This is a genomic window from Streptococcus nidrosiense, from assembly GCF_042140045.1.
In the GTDB taxonomy this organism is placed as follows: domain Bacteria; phylum Bacillota; class Bacilli; order Lactobacillales; family Streptococcaceae; genus Streptococcus; species Streptococcus nidrosiense.
Window position 1 is genome coordinate 794,921 of the sequence record NZ_CP152419.1, and the last position, 16,540, is coordinate 811,460.

21 protein-coding genes are annotated in these 16,540 nt (G+C 41.3%); 17 read left to right on the forward strand and 4 right to left on the reverse strand.

All coding sequences use genetic code 11. The annotated features are described in order from the left end of the window. Positions 1 to 178: 178 nt before the first annotated feature. Both AAFQ93_RS03790 and dnaJ read left to right on the forward strand, forming a co-directional pair. Positions 179 to 811 carry a DJ-1/PfpI family protein gene (locus tag AAFQ93_RS03790; protein WP_223140576.1) on the forward strand — a complete coding sequence of 211 codons (633 nt, stop codon included), beginning with the start codon at positions 179 to 181 and terminating at the stop codon, positions 809 to 811. Between the two features lie 268 nt (positions 812 to 1,079). Next, positions 1,080 to 2,216: a molecular chaperone DnaJ gene (gene dnaJ / locus AAFQ93_RS03795; protein ID WP_049504307.1), complete on the forward strand. Its 1,137-nt coding sequence runs from the start codon at positions 1,080 to 1,082 to the stop codon at positions 2,214 to 2,216. 86 nt (positions 2,217 to 2,302) lie between these two features. Here dnaJ and AAFQ93_RS03800 read toward each other — a convergent pair whose 3' ends face one another. From AAFQ93_RS03800 to AAFQ93_RS03810, 3 genes are all read right to left on the reverse strand, one after another. Continuing rightward, complete coding sequence (locus AAFQ93_RS03800; protein WP_375555662.1) at positions 2,303 to 2,956, reverse strand: hypothetical protein; 654 nt, start codon at positions 2,954 to 2,956, stop codon at positions 2,303 to 2,305. A gap of 85 nt (positions 2,957 to 3,041) precedes the next feature. Continuing rightward, the gene (locus tag AAFQ93_RS03805; protein ID WP_375555663.1) at positions 3,042 to 3,329 is read right to left on the reverse strand and encodes a hypothetical protein; all 288 of its coding nucleotides are present in this window, start codon (positions 3,327 to 3,329) and stop codon (positions 3,042 to 3,044) included. 9 nt (positions 3,330 to 3,338) lie between these two features. Continuing rightward, complete coding sequence (locus tag AAFQ93_RS03810; protein WP_375555664.1) at positions 3,339 to 3,749, reverse strand: HIT family protein; 411 nt, start codon at positions 3,747 to 3,749, stop codon at positions 3,339 to 3,341. A 67-nt stretch (positions 3,750 to 3,816) separates the two neighbouring features. Between AAFQ93_RS03810 and AAFQ93_RS03815 the strand changes: the two genes are divergently transcribed. Both AAFQ93_RS03815 and AAFQ93_RS03820 read left to right on the forward strand, forming a co-directional pair. After that, positions 3,817 to 4,548, forward strand: a complete 732-nt coding sequence (locus tag AAFQ93_RS03815) for an ABC transporter ATP-binding protein (RefSeq protein WP_070460224.1) — start codon at positions 3,817 to 3,819, stop codon at positions 4,546 to 4,548. Further along, positions 4,545 to 5,594 (forward strand): ABC transporter permease, encoded by a 1,050-nt coding sequence (locus AAFQ93_RS03820; protein WP_375555665.1) that lies wholly within the window; start codon positions 4,545 to 4,547, stop codon positions 5,592 to 5,594. The genes AAFQ93_RS03815 and AAFQ93_RS03820 overlap by 4 nt, the downstream gene beginning before the upstream one ends. Before the next feature lie 121 nt (positions 5,595 to 5,715). On the opposite strand, the gene AAFQ93_RS03825 is transcribed toward AAFQ93_RS03820, so the two are convergent. Further along, positions 5,716 to 5,838, reverse strand: a complete 123-nt coding sequence (locus tag AAFQ93_RS03825) for a hypothetical protein (protein WP_375555666.1) — start codon at positions 5,836 to 5,838, stop codon at positions 5,716 to 5,718. A 198-nt stretch (positions 5,839 to 6,036) separates the two neighbouring features. On the opposite strand from AAFQ93_RS03825, the gene ccrZ reads away from it, so the two are divergent. The 13 genes from ccrZ (at position 6,037) to AAFQ93_RS03890 (ending at position 16,504) form a co-directional block, all read left to right on the forward strand. Further along, on the forward strand, positions 6,037 to 6,831 hold the full coding sequence (gene ccrZ / locus AAFQ93_RS03830; RefSeq protein WP_000362994.1) for a cell cycle regulator CcrZ: 795 nt from the start codon (positions 6,037 to 6,039) through the stop codon (positions 6,829 to 6,831). After that, positions 6,828 to 7,463 (forward strand): tRNA (guanosine(46)-N7)-methyltransferase TrmB, encoded by a 636-nt coding sequence (gene trmB, locus AAFQ93_RS03835; protein ID WP_049508543.1) that lies wholly within the window; start codon positions 6,828 to 6,830, stop codon positions 7,461 to 7,463. The genes ccrZ and trmB overlap by 4 nt, the downstream gene beginning before the upstream one ends. A 126-nt stretch (positions 7,464 to 7,589) precedes the next feature. Then, entirely contained in the window at positions 7,590 to 8,069 is a 480-nt protein-coding gene (rimP, locus tag AAFQ93_RS03840; RefSeq protein WP_000338687.1) for a ribosome maturation factor RimP, read from the forward strand. 42 nt (positions 8,070 to 8,111) lie between these two features. Next, a complete protein-coding gene (nusA, locus tag AAFQ93_RS03845; protein ID WP_000032287.1) occupies positions 8,112 to 9,248 on the forward strand; it encodes a transcription termination factor NusA in 1,137 nt (378 codons plus the stop codon). A 21-nt stretch (positions 9,249 to 9,269) separates the two neighbouring features. Then, positions 9,270 to 9,563 carry an RNase P modulator RnpM gene (gene rnpM, locus AAFQ93_RS03850; protein ID WP_000857562.1) on the forward strand — a complete coding sequence of 98 codons (294 nt, stop codon included), beginning with the start codon at positions 9,270 to 9,272 and terminating at the stop codon, positions 9,561 to 9,563. Then, positions 9,556 to 9,855 (forward strand): YlxQ-related RNA-binding protein, encoded by a 300-nt coding sequence (locus tag AAFQ93_RS03855; protein WP_223140590.1) that lies wholly within the window; start codon positions 9,556 to 9,558, stop codon positions 9,853 to 9,855. The genes rnpM and AAFQ93_RS03855 overlap by 8 nt, the downstream gene beginning before the upstream one ends. 16 nt (positions 9,856 to 9,871) lie before the next feature. Then, the gene (gene infB, locus AAFQ93_RS03860; RefSeq protein ID WP_375555667.1) at positions 9,872 to 12,625 is read left to right on the forward strand and encodes a translation initiation factor IF-2; all 2,754 of its coding nucleotides are present in this window, start codon (positions 9,872 to 9,874) and stop codon (positions 12,623 to 12,625) included. A gap of 249 nt (positions 12,626 to 12,874) precedes the next feature. Next, positions 12,875 to 13,225 (forward strand): 30S ribosome-binding factor RbfA, encoded by a 351-nt coding sequence (gene rbfA / locus AAFQ93_RS03865; protein WP_075227613.1) that lies wholly within the window; start codon positions 12,875 to 12,877, stop codon positions 13,223 to 13,225. 162 nt (positions 13,226 to 13,387) lie between these two features. Then, on the forward strand, positions 13,388 to 14,167 hold the full coding sequence (locus AAFQ93_RS03870; RefSeq protein WP_375555668.1) for a hypothetical protein: 780 nt from the start codon (positions 13,388 to 13,390) through the stop codon (positions 14,165 to 14,167). A 1-nt stretch (position 14,168) separates the two neighbouring features. After that, on the forward strand, positions 14,169 to 14,351 hold the full coding sequence (locus AAFQ93_RS03875; protein ID WP_049504271.1) for a hypothetical protein: 183 nt from the start codon (positions 14,169 to 14,171) through the stop codon (positions 14,349 to 14,351). A gap of 321 nt (positions 14,352 to 14,672) precedes the next feature. Continuing rightward, complete coding sequence (locus AAFQ93_RS03880; protein WP_000368731.1) at positions 14,673 to 14,906, forward strand: DUF1858 domain-containing protein; 234 nt, start codon at positions 14,673 to 14,675, stop codon at positions 14,904 to 14,906. Next, positions 14,906 to 16,240: a DUF438 domain-containing protein gene (locus AAFQ93_RS03885; protein ID WP_375555669.1), complete on the forward strand. Its 1,335-nt coding sequence runs from the start codon at positions 14,906 to 14,908 to the stop codon at positions 16,238 to 16,240. The genes AAFQ93_RS03880 and AAFQ93_RS03885 overlap by 1 nt, the downstream gene beginning before the upstream one ends. A 9-nt stretch (positions 16,241 to 16,249) precedes the next feature. Next, positions 16,250 to 16,504, forward strand: a complete 255-nt coding sequence (locus AAFQ93_RS03890; RefSeq protein ID WP_061862687.1) for a DUF1912 family protein — start codon at positions 16,250 to 16,252, stop codon at positions 16,502 to 16,504. Positions 16,505 to 16,540 lie beyond the last annotated feature (36 nt).

Sequence of the window (16,540 nt, forward strand, 5' to 3'; positions counted from 1 at the left end):
TGACTAATCACTAAAGTGATTGTCATTCTACGGCAATCGCTATGGCGACTTGCCTAAACGCCTTACTAGTTCTAAAACAAAGTATAATCGACTTTGTTTTAGAACGTCGTAATGATAGGAAGAAATCCAGAGGTTGCAACCCAGCCTCTGTTTTTCGGTAAAATAGAGGATGTTGCGTATGAAAAAAGTACTTTGTATCATTTATCCTAATTTTTCTCTTTATGAGATAACCACTTTAACAAGTACTTTAGCTTTATCTTTTGGCGTAACAATTGATTATGTGGCTTCAGAACATTCGATAGTTATATCTGAGGATGGCTTACCTTGTCAACCGACCAAAACATTGGATCAAATCCGTATAGAAGAGTATTCTTGTGTGATTTTGCCAGGAATGATTAACATTGGACCTGCTCTACAGGATGAAAAATTGATATCGTTTTTGAGGGAGCTTGGTGAGCAAGATGTCTTAATTGCAGCCATTTCTTCAGCCCCCCTTTTATTAGCCAAAGCAGGCTTGTTGAAGGACACGAAATTTACAGGTGGAATTTGGCAAAACTTCTTTGACTATTTTGAATTTCTTCCACGTGAGAATTTCCAACCGAAAGTTCTTGTGCAAGATAAACAAATCATTACGGCAATCGGTTTTGCGCATCAAGAGTTTGCAAGAAGAGTAATTCTTAGTCTAGGTTTGGCAGAAAATACGGGCAACTATTTTAAAGAAAAAAACGAGTACTCTGAAGAGGATTTGATATTTACTCTATCAGATGAAGAGTTTGATCAAGTGAAGCGAAGTATAGAAAACACTCTCTAAAGATTTACATAAAAATTATAGAAAGGAACAAAGAGTGTTTGGGAAATTGTAGCCAAGCTCTGAAGTTTCTTACTCAATATAAAAGAAAGGAATTGAACCCGACCTACATCGAGGTTTGATTTACAACATCAATAGAAAGGAACAAAGAGTGTTCGGGGAATTGAACCCGAGCGGAAAGCTTGGAAATTAGATAAACCTCCTAAGAAATCAGAATTTCTTGTCGGTTTCCTAAATTTCAGTCGCTTTCTGTTCGCTCTTAGTATCTTGTATGAACAATACTGAATTTTACGACCGTTTGGGCGTTTCGAAAAATGCATCTCAAGATGAGATCAAGAAAGCCTATCGGAAATTATCTAAAAAATATCACCCAGATATCAACAAGGATCCTGGTGCTGAGGACAAGTACAAGGAAGTTCAAGAAGCTTATGAAACTTTGAGCGATGAACAGAAACGTGCTGCCTATGACCAATACGGTGCTGCTGGTGCCAATGGTGGTTTTGGTGGTGCTGGCGGTTTCGGAGGCTTCGACGGAGCAGGTGGCTTTGGCGGATTTGAAGATATCTTCTCAAGCTTTTTTGGTGGTGGCGGTGCATCACGTAATCCAAACGCCCCTCGTCAAGGTGACGACCTCCAGTATCGCGTTCATTTGACTTTTGAAGAAGCTATTTTTGGTACAGAAAAGGAAGTCAAATACAATCGTGAAGCAAGCTGTCGTACTTGTAATGGGTCTGGCGCTAAACCTGGAACAAGTCCAGTTACTTGTGGACGCTGTCATGGTTCAGGTGTGATCAATGTTGATACCCAAACACCTCTCGGTATGATGCGTCGCCAAGTAACCTGTGATGTCTGTCATGGCCGTGGTCAAGAAATCAAAGATCCATGTACAACCTGTCATGGAACTGGTCATGAAAAACAAGCCCATAGCGTACACGTAAAAATCCCTGCTGGTGTGGAAACAGGTCAACAGATCCGCCTAGCTGGTCAAGGTGAAGCAGGATTTAACGGTGGACCATATGGTGACTTGTACGTGGTGGTTTCAGTTGAAGCTAGTGATAAGTTTGAACGTGAAGGAACCACTATCTTCTACAATTTGAACCTCAATTTTGTTCAAGCAGCACTTGGTGATACAGTAGACATCCCTACAGTTCATGGTGATGTAGAATTAGTCATTCCAGAAGGAACTCAGACTGGTAAACGATTCCGTCTACGTGGTAAAGGTGCGCCTAGCCTTCGTGGTGGTGCCCTTGGTGACCAATATGTGACTGTCAATGTCGTGACTCCAACAGGCTTGAACGAACGACAAAAAGCAGCCTTGAAAGAATTCGCAGCTGCAGGTGATCTAAAAGTCAATCCAAAGAAAAAAGGCTTCTTTGACCATATTAAAGATGCCTTTGAAGGAGAATAAAGCATAAAGTAAAAAGAGCCTTCGGGCTCTTTTTTCGTGCAATCTTTGGACTTTTAGCATGGGAGAAAGAATCTCCAACTGGTTTACTATTGATATTTTTGAGTGAGTAAGACAGCCTCATCCATGTCCTGGATGAGTTGCTTGAGTTCTGATTCCTTGCCAGGCTTAACGGTGACGGTATCAATGCGCTTAATCGCCGAATTATCCTGAATATCCACTAAGGTCAAAGCTTTCTCATAGAACGCGATTCCCTTTTTCATGCTTTCTGGATCATTCAAAGTTAGAATTGTGTAAGAAGAATGTGATTTCTTTCCGTTTTCTCGGAAATACTTCTCGCCTTCCTCCTCTAAAAATTGGGATAAACCATGATTGAATAAGTTGTCCTCTACTGAATGGTAGGAAATATCTCCTGTGTTTAGGACATAGACTTTGAGTCGGTTTTTAGTAAGGTTTGGGCTTTCTTTTAGAACTGGGTGGCTATTGACGACATCATCAGAGAATGTCACATAAAAATCTAGGCCCCCACCCTCGAATTGATAGCTTCCATTTGATTCTACTTTTTCAGGAGGTAAGTCAAGGGAGATAAAGATTTGTTTTAAGGCCTCATTTCCTTCTCGAATATCACCAGGTGAGGCCTTGAACAGATTGGCCAGTATTAGAAATGCCAGGGCTACAAGAAGGCAGAGGCCACCACAAATAATCAGGATGATCCGCGTCAAAACTTTAAAAAACTGTTTCATTTTCATGCCCTCCCTGGTCTGTTAGGATCTGCTAACCCAAAATGGATTTAAAAGGGAAATAAGGAAAGTTGGAGTTTTCCTCTCCTTAGTTTTCTTCAGTTTCTTGTAATTCTTTTATCACACTAAGTCTTGCTTGAAGGTCTTTTTCAAAGACTTTAAACTTATAGGTCAAATCTTTTTGATATTCCTTGATGAGTTCTTTTTGTTGGTCGATAATTTGCAGGCTATCTTGGATGATAACTAAGTCATCCTTAATGGCTTCAACACGATCAGTAGTATCTAGAACTTCTTCAGTGATAGCTTGGCGATTCTTAACGAGGAGGTATGAACCGACTGCAGAGCCTGCAAAAAGTAGTAAATTTGATAGTTTCATAGTGACTCCTTAAGCGTTTTTGATTGTTTCAGCGACTTGAGCAAGTTTGTCGAAGTCTGGTTCATGTACGATAAAGTCAATATTTAGGTCGTCATCTGCACTATAGCGAGGAACGAGGTGGACATGGGTATGGAAAACCGTTTGTCCAGCAACTTCTTCACAGTTGGCGATGATATTCATACCTTCAGCTTTGGTAGCTTTCATGACTTTTTGAGCGATCTTTGGTACTTGGGCGAAAAGTTGGCTAGCACTTGCAGCATCCATTTCTAAAAGATTGCGGTAGTGTTCTTTTGGTACGACCAAGGTGTGACCAGGTGTTACTTGTGAGATATCAAGGAAGGCAAGAACTTGATCATCTTCGTAAACCTTTGATGCGGGAATCTCCCCTGCGATAATTTTACAAAAAATGCAATCTGACATAAAATCTACCTCTACTGTATTGAATTTTGATATAATATAGCTACATTATACCAGATTTGGAGAAAATATGTTAGAAATTAAAAACCTGACTGGGGGCTATGTTCATGTTCCTGTCTTGAAAGATGTGTCCTTTACAGTCGAGAGTGGACAGTTGGTCGGTTTGATCGGTCTCAATGGTGCAGGAAAATCAACGACCATCAATGAAATTATTGGTTTGTTGACACCTTATAGTGGAGAAATAAACATCGACGGGCTAACCTTAGGTGCTAATCCTCGTGAATATCGTCAGCAGATTGGTTATATTCCTGAAACTCCTAGTTTGTACGAGGAATTGACTCTCAGAGAACATATCGAGACGGTTGCTATGGCCTATGGTATTGAGCGAAATCTAGCTTTTGAACGTGTAGAATCGCTTTTAAAAATGTTCCGTTTGGATCAGAAATTAGACTGGTTCCCAGTTCATTTTTCAAAAGGGATGAAGCAGAAGGTCATGATTATCTGTGCCTTTGTCGTGGATCCGAGTCTCTTTATCGTCGATGAACCTTTCCTTGGTCTTGATCCCTTGGCAATTTCAGACTTGATTCAGCTTTTGGATCTTGAAAAGAAAAAAGGCAAGTCTATCCTCATGAGTACCCACGTTCTTGACTCTGCTGAAAAAATGTGTGATTCTTTTGTTATTCTTCACAAAGGACAAGTGAGAGCTAAAGGGGATCTTGAAGAGTTGAGACAAGCTTTTGCCATGCCTCAAGCAAGTCTCAATGATATCTATTTGGCTTTGACCAAAGAGGAGGACCGATGAAAGACTTGTTTCTAAAGCGAAAGCAGGCTTTTCGTAAGGAGTGTCTTGGTTATCTGCGCTATGTACTCAATGACCACTTTGTCTTGTTTTTACTGGTCTTGGTAGGTTTTCTAGCCTATCAGTATAGTCAACTGCTCCAGCATTTTCCTGAGAATCACCTACCAATCCTATGTTTAATTGGAATTGTCTCTGTTTTACTCATGCTTTGGGGTGGAATCGCGACCTATGTGGAAGCACCTGATAAGCTCTTTCTCTTAGTAGCTGAAGAAGAAGTAAGAGAACATATCCAGAAGCAAAGCCTAGTTTCCTTCATCTTTTGGGTCAGTGTACAGACTCTCTTTTTGCTTCTTTTTGCCCCTCTATTTTTAGCCATGGGCTTAGGCTTAGGAGTTTTTGGGATTTATGTTCTTCTTTTGGGAGTCGGAAAATATTTCCTGTTTCAGAAAAAGGCTGGCAAGTTTTTTAGTGCAAATCATCTGGACTGGGACTATGTGATTGCCCAAGAAAGTAAACGCAAGCAGTTCTTGCTTCGCTTTTTTGCCCTCTTTACCCAAGTTAAGGGGATTTCAAACAGCGTCAAGAGACGAGCTTATCTAGACTTTATCCTTAAAGTTGTTCAGAAGGTGCCGAGCAAGATTTGGCAGAACCTCTATCTTCGTTCTTATTTGCGAAATGGAGATCTCTTTGCCCTCAGTCTTCGTCTCCTCTTCCTATCCTTGCTGGCGTTTATCTTTATCGAGCAAGCTTGGATAGCAACAGCAGTAGTGGTTTTATTTAACTATCTCTTACTCTTTCAGTTATTGGCTCTCTATCATGCCTTTGATTACCAATATTTGACCCAACTTTTCCCGCTAGACAAGGGACAAAAGGAAAAAGGGTTACAGGCAGTTGTCCGAGGATTGACTGGTTTTGTTTTATTGGTTCAGCTGGTAGTTGGGTTGATTACCCTCCAAGAAAAACTAGCCCTTCTAGCCTTACTAGGTGCTGGTTTGGTTTTACAAGTACTTTACCTGCCATATCAGGTGAAACGCCAGATGCAGGACTAACATTGCTTATATAATACTAAAAAAGAAGTTGAGTTCAGTCTGTCTCAGCTTCTTTTATTTTCTACAAGAGAATGGTTGGTCCGTAGAGACTTATACTCATCTAAAATCTCTTCAAACCACGTCAGATTCCATCTGCAACCTCAAAACAGTATTTTGAGCTGACTTCGTCAGTTCTATCCACAACCTCAAAACGGTGTTTTGAGCAACCTGTGGCTAGCTTCCTAGTTTGCTCTTTGATTTTCATTGAGTATAAGTGCAGATTTTTGGGGGGCGATTTACTAAGAAAAAATTGAAATACCAAGGCTAGGTAGATCTCTCTGCTTGGCTTTTTCTTTTAACAAGATTGGATAAAGGGCTTTTATTTGAGAATCGAGTCTGGACTGGTTGACGAATAGCCTAAAAACTAGTAGAATAGTAAGGAAACTTTATACGGAGGAAAGAAATGGACTTGGGTGATATTGAGCTAACGCTGACCCCTATACCTGGGAAAAGCGGAAAAGCTTATATGGGAAGCTACCCTGATGGGAAGCGCGTCTTTATTAAAATGAACACCTCTCCAATCCTACCTGGTTTAGCCAAGGAACAAATCGCTCCTCAATTATTATGGACTCGCCGTTTATCGGATGGGCGTGATATGTGTGCCCAAGAATGGTTGAATGGTAAAATTTTGACCCCTTATGATATGAATCGCAAGCAGATTATCAATATTTTGAGCCGCTTGCATCGTTCGCGTCCTTTGATGACGCAATTGACTCGTTTGGGCTATTCTTTAGAAACGCCTTTTGACTTGCTTCAGGCTTGGTTAAAAGATGCTCCAGAATCCTTGAAGAACAATCAATATCTAAGAATGGTAGTAGAGGATTTGCGAGGAAGTTTGCCAAACTTTAGGGAAGATTATGCAACGATCGTTCATGGAGATGTACGACATAGTAATTGGATTGAGACAGAGAGCGGTCTTGTTTATTTAGTGGATTGGGATTCCGTTCGTTTAACGGATCGCATGTTTGATGTAGCGCATATGCTATGTCACTATATTCCAGACTATCAGTGGAAAGAGTGGTTGACTTATTACGGTTACAAATACAACCAAACAGTCATCAACAAACTATTTTGGTATGCTCAGTTATCCTTCTTGAGCCAGATTGCCAAATATTATACAAATGAAGATCTAGAAAATGTCAATCGGGAGATTTATGCCTTGCGCATCTTCCGTGACAAGTATGGAAAGAAGAGATGAGAGTTAGAAATCGTAAAGGGGCAACAGAATTACTAGAGGCTAATCCTCAGTATGTTGTCTTAAATCCTTTAGAAGCCAAAGGAAAATGGCGAGACCTCTTTGGAAATGACAATCCTATCCATGTTGAGGTTGGTAGTGGTAAGGGAGCCTTTGTGTCAGGTATGGCCAAGCAAAACCCTAATATCAACTATATCGGGATTGATATTCAAAAGTCTGTTTTGAGTTATGCCTTGGACAAGGTCTTGGAAGTCGCTGTACCCAATATTAAGTTGTTGTGGGTTGATGGTTCTGATTTGACCGACTACTTTGAAGATGGTGAGATTGATCGCTTGTACCTAAACTTTTCAGATCCGTGGCCTAAAAAGCGCCATGAAAAGCGTCGTCTAACTTATAAGAGTTTCTTGGATACCTTCAAGCGTATCTTGCCTGAACACGGTGAGATTCATTTCAAGACAGATAACCGTGGCTTATTTGAATATAGCCTAGTGAGTTTTTCTCAATACGGCATGAAGCTCAATGGAGTTTGGTTGGACTTGCATGCCAGCGACTTTGAAGGCAATGTCATGACAGAATATGAAGAAAAATTCTCAAGTAAGGGTCAGGTCATCTACCGAGTTGAGGCAGAATTTTAAGAACAAGCTTAAAATCAAGCCTTCTGAGTGCTTATACTTTACATAAGTAGTCAAAAGTGCTATACTGTAAGTAAGAATATGAGAAAGTGAGGCGGGGAAATATCTTCGCCTCTTGCTTATGAGGAGGTGGACGCAATCGCAACTATCGTAGAATTAGTCAGAGAAGTCGTAGAACCTGTCATTGAAGCTCCCTTTGAACTCGTTGATATCGAGTACGGAAAGATTGGCAGTGACATGATTCTTAGTATTTTTGTAGATAAACCAGAGGGAATTACCTTGAACGACACAGCGGACTTGACAGAGATTATCAGTCCTGTCCTAGATACTATCAAGCCAGATCCCTTCCCAGAACAATATTTCCTAGAGATCACCAGTCCAGGCTTGGAGCGTCCTTTGAAAACCAAGGAAGCAGTCGCTGGAGCAGTTGGGAAATACATCCATGTTGGACTTTACCAAGCCATCGATAAGCAAAAGGTCTTTGAAGGAACCTTGCTAGCCTTTGAAGAGGATGAGTTGACTATGGAATATATGGACAAGACTCGTAAGAAAACAGTCCAAATCCCATACAGTTTGGTATCAAAAGCACGTTTAGCAGTAAAATTATAGTAAAAGAAAGGAAGCTTTTGAAGATTCAAAAGTGAATAGAAGATGAGTAAAGAAATGCTAGAGGCCTTCCGCATTTTGGAAGAAGACAAGGGAATCAAAAAAGAAGACATCATTGATGCAGTGGTGGAATCACTTCGTTCAGCCTATCGCAGACGCTATGGGCAGTCTGACAGTGTAGCCATTGATTTCAACGAAAAAACAGGTGACTTTACAGTTTATACTGTTCGTGAAGTTGTTGATGAAGTATTTGATAGCCGTTTGGAAATCAGCTTGAAAGATGCTCTTGCCATTAACTCAGCTTACGAGCTTGGGGACAAGATTAAATTTGAAGAAGCACCAGGTGAGTTTGGTCGTGTAGCAGCTCAGTCTGCCAAACAAACCATCATGGAAAAAATGCGCAAGCAAACACGTGCTATCACCTACAACACTTACAAAGAGCATGAGCAAGAAATCATGTCAGGTACAGTGGAGCGCTTCGACAATCGCTTTATCTATGTCAACCTTGGCAGCATCGAAGCTCAATTGTCAAAACAAGACCAAATTCCTGGAGAAGTCTTTGCTTCTCACGATCGTATCGAAGTTTATGTCTACAAGGTTGAAGACAATCCTCGTGGTGTGAATGTCTTTGTAAGTCGTAGCCACCCAGAAATGATCAAACGCTTGATGGAACAAGAAATTCCTGAAGTTTATGACGGAACAGTTGAGATCATGAGCGTGGCTCGTGAAGCAGGTGACCGTACAAAGGTTGCTGTTCGTAGCCACAATCCAAACGTGGATGCGATCGGGACAATCGTCGGACGTGGTGGTGCTAACATCAAGAAAATCACTAGCAAATTCCACCCAGCTCGCTACGATGCCAAGAGCGACCGTATGGTTCCAATCGAAGAAAACATCGACGTTATCGAATGGGTAGCAGATCCAGCTGAATTTATCTACAACGCTATCGCTCCTGCTGAAGTTGACCAAGTTATCTTTGATGAAAACGACAGCAAACGTGCCTTGGTCGTTGTGCCAGATAACAAGCTTTCTCTTGCGATTGGTCGTCGTGGACAAAACGTTCGTTTGGCAGCTCATTTGACAGGCTACCGTATTGATATCAAGTCTGCAAGTGAGTTTGAAGCCATGGAAGCAGCAGAACAAGCTGACCAGGTAGAAACAGACGAATTGGTCGAAGAATAAAAGCTGCTAGAGGAGGGAAAGATGAAAACTAGAAAAATCCCTTTGCGCAAGTCTGTTGTGTCTAATGAAGTGATTGATAAGCGTGATTTGCTCCGCATTGTCAAGAACAAGGAAGGACAAGTCTTTATCGATCCGACAGGCAAGGCTAATGGTCGTGGCGCTTATATCAAGCTAGACAATGCAGAAGCCCTTGAGGCCAAAAAGAAAAAAGTCTTTAACCGTAGCTTTAGTATGGAAGTTGAAGAAAGCTTTTATGACGAGTTGATTGCCTATGTCGATCACAAAGTGAAAAGAAGAGAGTTAGGACTTGAATAAACAAAAGATTGCCAATCTCTTGGGTCTTGCTCAGAGAGCAGGGAAAATCATCTCGGGTGAAGAAATGGTCGTCAAGGCTATCCAAGACCAGAAAGTAAAACTGGTATTTCTCGCCCATGATGCTGGTCCCAATCTGACCAAGAAGATTCAGGATAAAAGTCATTATTATCAAGTAGAAGTTATTACCGTGTTTTCAACACTGGAATTAAGCATAGCAGTCGGAAAATCAAGAAAAGTTTTGGCTGTGACAGATGCTGGATTTACAAAGAAAATGAGGTCTCTTATGGAATAGAAGAGGAGGACATGATTTGTCTAAGAAAAGATTGTACGAAATCGCAAAAGAACTTGGAAAAGAAAGTAAAGAAGTTGTAGCGCGTGCAAAAGAGTTGGGCTTGGATGTAAAAAGCCACTCATCAAGTGTGGAGGAAGCAGCTGCTTCAAAAATCGTAGCAAGTTTTAAACCTGCTCCTGCTCCAAAGGTAGAATCGAAACCTGTGGCTCCAAAACCAGTTGTCACTAAGGAAGAGGCAAAACCAGCAGCAGCTGTTGCCCCTAAAGAAGAAAAAGTGGTACCAGTAAAACCGCAGAGTCGAAACTTTAAGGCTGAGCGTGAAGCACGTGCAAAAGAGCAAGCAGAGCGACGCAAACAAAACAAGGGCAATAACCGTGACCATCAACAAAATGGGAATCGTCAAAAAAATGATAACCGTAATGGTGGTAAACAAGGTCAAGGCAATCGTGACAACCGTCGATTCAATGATCAAGGTAAAAAACAACAAGGTCAGCAAAATCGTGGGAATGATCGTCGTCAGCAAGAGGACAAACGTCCAAATCAGGCTGGACCACGCATTGACTTCAAAGCCCGTGCAGCTGCTCTAAAGGCAGAGCAAAATGCAGAATATGCTCGTTCAAGTGAGGAACGCTTCAAGCAAACTCAAGCTGCCAAAGAAGCCTTGGCCCAAGCAAACAAACGCAAGGAACCTGAGGAAATCTTTGAAGAAGCTGCTAAGTTAGCTGAACAAGCGCAGCCAGTTCAACCAGTGGTTGAAGTTGCTCCTGCAGCTAAAGAACCTGTAGTGGATACACGTCGTAAGAAACAAGCCCGACCAGACAAAGATCGTGATGATTACGATCACGAAGAAGATGGTCCTAGAAAACAACAAAAGAATCGAAGTAGTCAAAATCAAGTGAGAAATCAAAGAAATAGTAACTGGAACAATAACAAAAAGAATAAAAAAGGCAATAACAAAAATAACCGTAATCAGGCACCAAAACCTGTTACAGAGCGTAAGTTCCATGAATTGCCAACAGAATTTGAATATACAGATGGTATGACCGTTGCGGAAATCGCAAAACGTATCAAACGCGAACCAGCTGAAATTGTTAAGAAACTCTTCATGATGGGTGTGATGGCGACACAAAACCAGTCCTTGGACGGTGAAACAATCGAACTCCTCATGGTAGATTACGGTATTGATGCGAAACAAAAGGTTGAAGTCGACAATGCTGATATCGAACGTTTCTTTGCTGAAGAGGGTTATCTCAATGAAGATGAACTCGTAGAGCGTCCACCGGTTGTAACGATCATGGGACACGTTGACCATGGTAAAACAACCCTTTTGGATACCCTTCGTAATTCTCGTGTTGCAACAGGTGAAGCCGGTGGTATCACTCAGCATATCGGTGCCTATCAGATTGAGGAAAATGGTAAGAAGATTACCTTCCTTGATACACCAGGACACGCAGCCTTTACCTCTATGCGTGCGCGTGGTGCCTCTGTTACCGATATTACCATCTTGGTCGTAGCGGCAGATGACGGGGTAATGCCTCAAACTATCGAAGCCATTAACCACTCAAAAGCGGCGAATGTTCCAATCATCGTTGCCATTAACAAGATTGATAAACCAGGTGCTAATCCAGAACGTGTTATCGGTGAATTGGCTGAACATGGTGTTATGTCAACAGCTTGGGGTGGCGATTCTGAGTTTGTAGAAATCTCAGCTAAATTCAACCAAAATATCGATGAACTCTTGGAAACTGTTCTACTTGTGGCTGAAATCCAAGAACTCAAAGCAGATCCAACAGTTCGTGCCATTGGTACTGTTATTGAGGCTCGTTTGGATAAAGGAAAAGGTGCAGTTGCGACCCTCCTTGTTCAACAAGGTACCTTGAATGTCCAAGACCCAATCGTTGTTGGTAATACTTTCGGACGTGTCCGTGCTATGACCAACGACCTCGGACGTCGTGTGAAGGTCGCAGGTCCATCAACACCAGTATCGATCACTGGTTTGAACGAAGCGCCAATGGCGGGTGACCACTTTGCTGTTTACGAAGATGAAAAATCTGCGCGTGCAGCTGGTGAAGAACGTGCCAAACGTGCTCTTATGAAGCAACGTCAAGCTACTCAACGTGTTAGCCTTGAAAACCTCTTTGATACCCTTAAAGCAGGAGAACTCAAGTCAGTTAATGTCATCATCAAAGCCGACGTACAAGGTTCTGTTGAAGCTCTCTCTGCATCACTTCAAAAGATTGATGTGGAAGGCGTTAAAGTAACCATTGTTCACTCAGCAGTTGGTGCTATCAATGAATCTGACGTGACTCTTGCCGAGGCTTCAAATGCCTTTATCGTTGGTTTCAACGTACGTCCTACACCACAAGCTCGTCAACAAGCAGAAGCTGACGATGTAGAAATCCGTCTCCACAGCATCATCTACAAGGTAATTGAAGAGATGGAAGAAGCCATGAAAGGGATGCTTGACCCAGAATTTAAAGAAAAAATTATTGGTGAAGCGATCATCCGAGAAACCTTCAAGGTATCTAAAGTGGGAACAATCGGAGGATTCATGGTTACCAGCGGTAAAGTTACCCGTGACTCTAAAGTCCGTGTTATCCGTGATGGTGTTGTTATTTACGATGGTGCTCTAGCTAGCTTGAAACACTATAAAGATGACGTTAAAGAAGTTACAAACGGCCGTGAAGGTGGTCTCATGATTGACGGCTACAATGATATCCAGATGGATGATGTGATTGAAGCCTATATCATGGAAGAAATCAAGAGATAATTTTTTGCTCCTTTCTTAAGTGGCGAAGGACGCAAGCAAACCCATGGTTTCATTGCTTATTTTTGAGCCTAATGTCTCAAAAATCCCCTGTTATGAAACCGCTAATGCAGTTCCATAACTTTCACTACGGCGAAAGAAGCAAGTAGTTTCAAACTGAAATTCATTTCAAATTGAAATGGTTATCAATAACTCAAGAAAAGCTAGGTCTGCTGGCCTAGCTTTTGGTTCAATTGAGAGAAAGGAAGAAATATGGCAAATCATTTCCGTACGGATCGTGTGGGCATGGAGATCAAGCGCGAAGTCAACGAGATTTTGCAAAAGAAAGTCCGTGATCCACGTGTCCAAGGTGTGACTATCACTGATGTTCAGATGCTAGGTGACTTGTCTGTTGCTAAGGTCTACTACACTATTTTGAGTAACCTGGCTTCAGATAATCAAAAAGCTCAAGTCGGACTTGAAAAAGCAACTGGTACTATCAAACGTGAACTTGGTCGCAATTTGAAATTGTACAAAATTCCAGACTTAACTTTCGTCAAAGACGAATCCATCGAATATGGAAACAAGATTGACGAGATGCTACGCAATCTGGATAAACATTAAGCAGAAAGAGGGGCAACCCTCTTTTTTGTGGCTATAAGTCGGTCATTGTCTAGTCAGATTAGATGAGTAGAAATTCAGAAAATAAAATAAATCTTGAAAATATCATTTATTCCATAAATATGATAAGATAAAGCTTGATATGAATGAAAAATGGAGATAGAGATGGCTAAAGAAGATGTGGCGATGCAAGTGTTGCAACAGGTAGTAAAACTTCCTGTCGTTAAAGTGAACCGGTCAAAATTTTTAATGGACAAATTCTCTAAGGAAGTGGCTTCAAAGGATATTCCTAGATTATTGGATGAAGGGCCGACAGCTTTATTACCTCAGGAAACCTTAGATCGAGTGGCCAATACCTGTATTAGAGATAATGTATTGTTAGCAAGTGGGACATCTGTTTTGGCTGGATTACCTGGAGGTATTGCCATGGCCGTTACAATTCCGACAGATGTAGCCCAGTTTTACGCATTTTCACTGAAACTAGCTCAGGAGCTAGGCTATATTTACGGCTATGATGATCTCTGGGCTTCGCGAAATGAGCTGAGCGAAGAAGCTAAAAATACCCTCTTGCTCTATCTGGGAGTGATGTTGGGAGTAAATGGTGCGGGAGCTCTCCTTCGTTCTGGTGGTGTTACAGTTGCTAAGCAAGTGATGAAAATCGTGAATAAAAAGGCTTTAACAAAGACTCTTTGGTATCCAATTTTGGAAAAAGTTCTGAAAATCTTTGGAGTGAATCTGACCAAGGGAGGATTGGCTAAGGGGATGGGGAAAGTTATTCCTATCTTAGGTGGAGTCCTATCAGGTGGCTTAACCTTTGCGACCATGAAACCCATGGGAGAAAGATTGCAAAAAGAATTGTCCAAATTGATTAACTACGATGAAGCACAATATCAAAGAGATGTTGCCACTATCCGAAAAGAAGTGGAAATCATAGAAGGAGATTGACATGGGGATCATAACAGTACTGGCCAAAACCTACGGTAATTATCTTCTAACAAGGCAAGCTTTAAAAGTTGCAGAAACCATAAAAAAAGATGAAAACACAGTCGTTAGTTTGGGAAAATTATTTCTCGTAGATAAGCTTATGGATACAGCTACTTGGTTGATGAAGCCGGAGGATAAAGAATGAAATCTTTTTGGAGGTTCTTCACTCTTCTTTTTATAACACCAATTGTTGGTTTGATAAAAATTCTCTGGTTTCTAATCTCTTTCGCCTTCCAATTACTGTTTTATAAGATTCTTTTCAAGATCATAGATTGGTTTTTCAAACTTCTCTGATGATCATGGTAAGGATAAGACTTTGAGGTTTTACTAGGAAAAGTCTATATAATTGGAAATAATGAAATTATACGAAATAAACTAGCAAGTCTTCTACTGCTAGTTTTTTAATCTTTGCCCTTGTGGTATAATAAAAAAGAAAAAACTGTTAGAGAATATGATGGAGGTTATGATGGACAATATCATTGATGTATCTATTCCTGTTGCGGAAGTTGTGGACAAGCATCCAGAAGTTTTAGATATCCTAGTAGAACTCGGTTTTAAACCTCTTGCAAATCCTTTGATGCGAAATACAGTCGGACGAAAAGTATCGCTCAAACAGGGGTCTAAACTGGAGGGAACTCCTATGGATAAGATTGTGCGCACACTTGAAGCAAATGGTTACGAAGTGATTGGAATAGACTAATGGCAGATGAACGTATTCATATCCTACGGGATATTTTATTAGAATTGCATAATGGAGCCTCCCCTGAATCCGTTCAGGAACGCTTTGATGCAACCTTTACAGGTGTATCAGCTATCGAGATTTCTCTCATGGAGCACGAGTTGATGAACTCTGACTCAGGTGTGACATTTGAAGACGTCATGGAGCTCTGTGATGTGCATGCTAATCTCTTTAAGAATGCTGTTAAGGGTGTCGAAGTTGAAGATACCGAGCATCCAGGTCATCCTGTACGTGTTTTTAAGGATGAAAATCTAGCCCTCCGTGCTGCCTTGATTCGTGTTCGAAGATTGTTAGACACATATGAGTCTATGGAAGACGAGGAAATGCTTGCAGAGATGCGTAAGGGGTTGGTTCGTCAGATGGGGCTTGTAGGTCAGTTCGACCGTCACTACCAGCGTAAGGAAGAACTCTTCTTTCCTATCATGGAGCGTTATGGACATGATTCGCCTCCAAAAGTCATGTGGGGAGTCGATGACCAGATTAGGGAACTCTTTCAAACAGCTTTAGCGGCAACTAAGTCGCTCCCAGAAGTGCCAATTTCCGCCGTAAAGGAAGCTTTTGAAGCTTTTGCGACTGAATTTGAGAGTATGATTTTCAAGGAAGAGTCCATCCTCCTCATGATTCTGCTCGAATCCTTCACCCAGGATGACTGGATTCAGATTGCAGAGGAAAGTGATGCTTATGGCTATGCGATCATCCGTCCGTCTGAGAAATGGGTTCCTGAACGTCAAAGTTTTGTTGAGGAAAAAAGTGTAGAAGAACCAACTCAGCCAGAAACTGTAGATGGACAGGTTCAACAAGTGATTGATACGCCAGAGGGTCAGTTTACTATCACCTTTACACCTAAGGAAAAGGAAGCAGTGATGGACCGAAATAGTCAGCAGGCTTTTGGAAATGGCTATCTTTCAGTTGAACAAGCTAATCTTATCCTTAATCATTTGCCTATGGAGATTACCTTTGTTAATAAGGATGATATCTTCCAGTATTACAATGACAATACGCCAGCAGATGAGATGATTTTCAAGCGGACACCGTCTCAAGTCGGGCGCAATGTCGAAATATGTCATCCGCCCAAGTATTTGGATAAGGTAAAAACCATTATGCAAGGTCTTCGTGAAGGGAAAAAAGACAAGTACGAGATGTGGTTCAAGTCAGAATCACGGGGCAAGTTTGTTCATATCACTTATGCTGCTGTACACGATGAAAATGGAGAATTTCAAGGTGTATTGGAGTATGTTCAGGATATCCAGCCTTACCGTGAGATTGATACAGATTATTATCGAGGAATAGAATAAGGAGAAACAATGAGTTACGAACAAGAATTTATGAAGGAATTTGAAGCCTGGGTTAATACCCAAATCATGATTAATGATATGGCGCTCAAGGAAAGCCAAAAGGTCTATGAAGAAGATCAAGATGAGCGGGCTAAAGATGCCATGATTCGCTATGAAAGCCGCTTGGATGCCTACCAGTTCTTGCTAGGCAAATTTGAAAACTTCAAGGCAGGCAAGGGGTTCCATGAATTGCCGGAAGGTTTATTTGGTGAGAGACATTATTAAGAGCTATAAAAAAAGTGTGGTCTATAAACCGCACTT

Bases quoted from the DNA above. Each gene is read 5' to 3' on its own strand.
- AAFQ93_RS03800 (WP_375555662.1), bottom strand. From the start codon at position 2,956: ATGAAACAGTTTTTTAAAGTTTTGACGCGGATCATCCTGATTATTTGT.
- ccrZ (WP_000362994.1), top strand. From the start codon at position 6,037: ATGGACTTGGGTGATATTGAGCTAACGCTGACCCCTATACCTGGGAAA.
- AAFQ93_RS03815 (WP_070460224.1), top strand. From the start codon at position 3,817: ATGTTAGAAATTAAAAACCTGACTGGGGGCTATGTTCATGTTCCTGTC.
- AAFQ93_RS03870 (WP_375555668.1), top strand. From the start codon at position 13,388: ATGGCTAAAGAAGATGTGGCGATGCAAGTGTTGCAACAGGTAGTAAAA.
- AAFQ93_RS03810 (WP_375555664.1), bottom strand. From the start codon at position 3,749: ATGTCAGATTGCATTTTTTGTAAAATTATCGCAGGGGAGATTCCCGCA.
- AAFQ93_RS03805 (WP_375555663.1), bottom strand. From the start codon at position 3,329: ATGAAACTATCAAATTTACTACTTTTTGCAGGCTCTGCAGTCGGTTCA.
- AAFQ93_RS03825 (WP_375555666.1), bottom strand. From the start codon at position 5,838: ATGAAAATCAAAGAGCAAACTAGGAAGCTAGCCACAGGTTGCTCAAAA.
- AAFQ93_RS03820 (WP_375555665.1), top strand. From the start codon at position 4,545: ATGAAAGACTTGTTTCTAAAGCGAAAGCAGGCTTTTCGTAAGGAGTGT.
- AAFQ93_RS03790 (WP_223140576.1), top strand. From the start codon at position 179: ATGAAAAAAGTACTTTGTATCATTTATCCTAATTTTTCTCTTTATGAG.
- AAFQ93_RS03885 (WP_375555669.1), top strand. From the start codon at position 14,906: ATGGCAGATGAACGTATTCATATCCTACGGGATATTTTATTAGAATTG.
- AAFQ93_RS03880 (WP_000368731.1), top strand. From the start codon at position 14,673: ATGGACAATATCATTGATGTATCTATTCCTGTTGCGGAAGTTGTGGAC.
- nusA (WP_000032287.1), top strand. From the start codon at position 8,112: ATGAGTAAAGAAATGCTAGAGGCCTTCCGCATTTTGGAAGAAGACAAG.
- trmB (WP_049508543.1), top strand. From the start codon at position 6,828: ATGAGAGTTAGAAATCGTAAAGGGGCAACAGAATTACTAGAGGCTAAT.
- rnpM (WP_000857562.1), top strand. From the start codon at position 9,270: ATGAAAACTAGAAAAATCCCTTTGCGCAAGTCTGTTGTGTCTAATGAA.
- dnaJ (WP_049504307.1), top strand. From the start codon at position 1,080: ATGAACAATACTGAATTTTACGACCGTTTGGGCGTTTCGAAAAATGCA.
- AAFQ93_RS03875 (WP_049504271.1), top strand. From the start codon at position 14,169: ATGGGGATCATAACAGTACTGGCCAAAACCTACGGTAATTATCTTCTA.
- rbfA (WP_075227613.1), top strand. From the start codon at position 12,875: ATGGCAAATCATTTCCGTACGGATCGTGTGGGCATGGAGATCAAGCGC.
- AAFQ93_RS03890 (WP_061862687.1), top strand. From the start codon at position 16,250: ATGAGTTACGAACAAGAATTTATGAAGGAATTTGAAGCCTGGGTTAAT.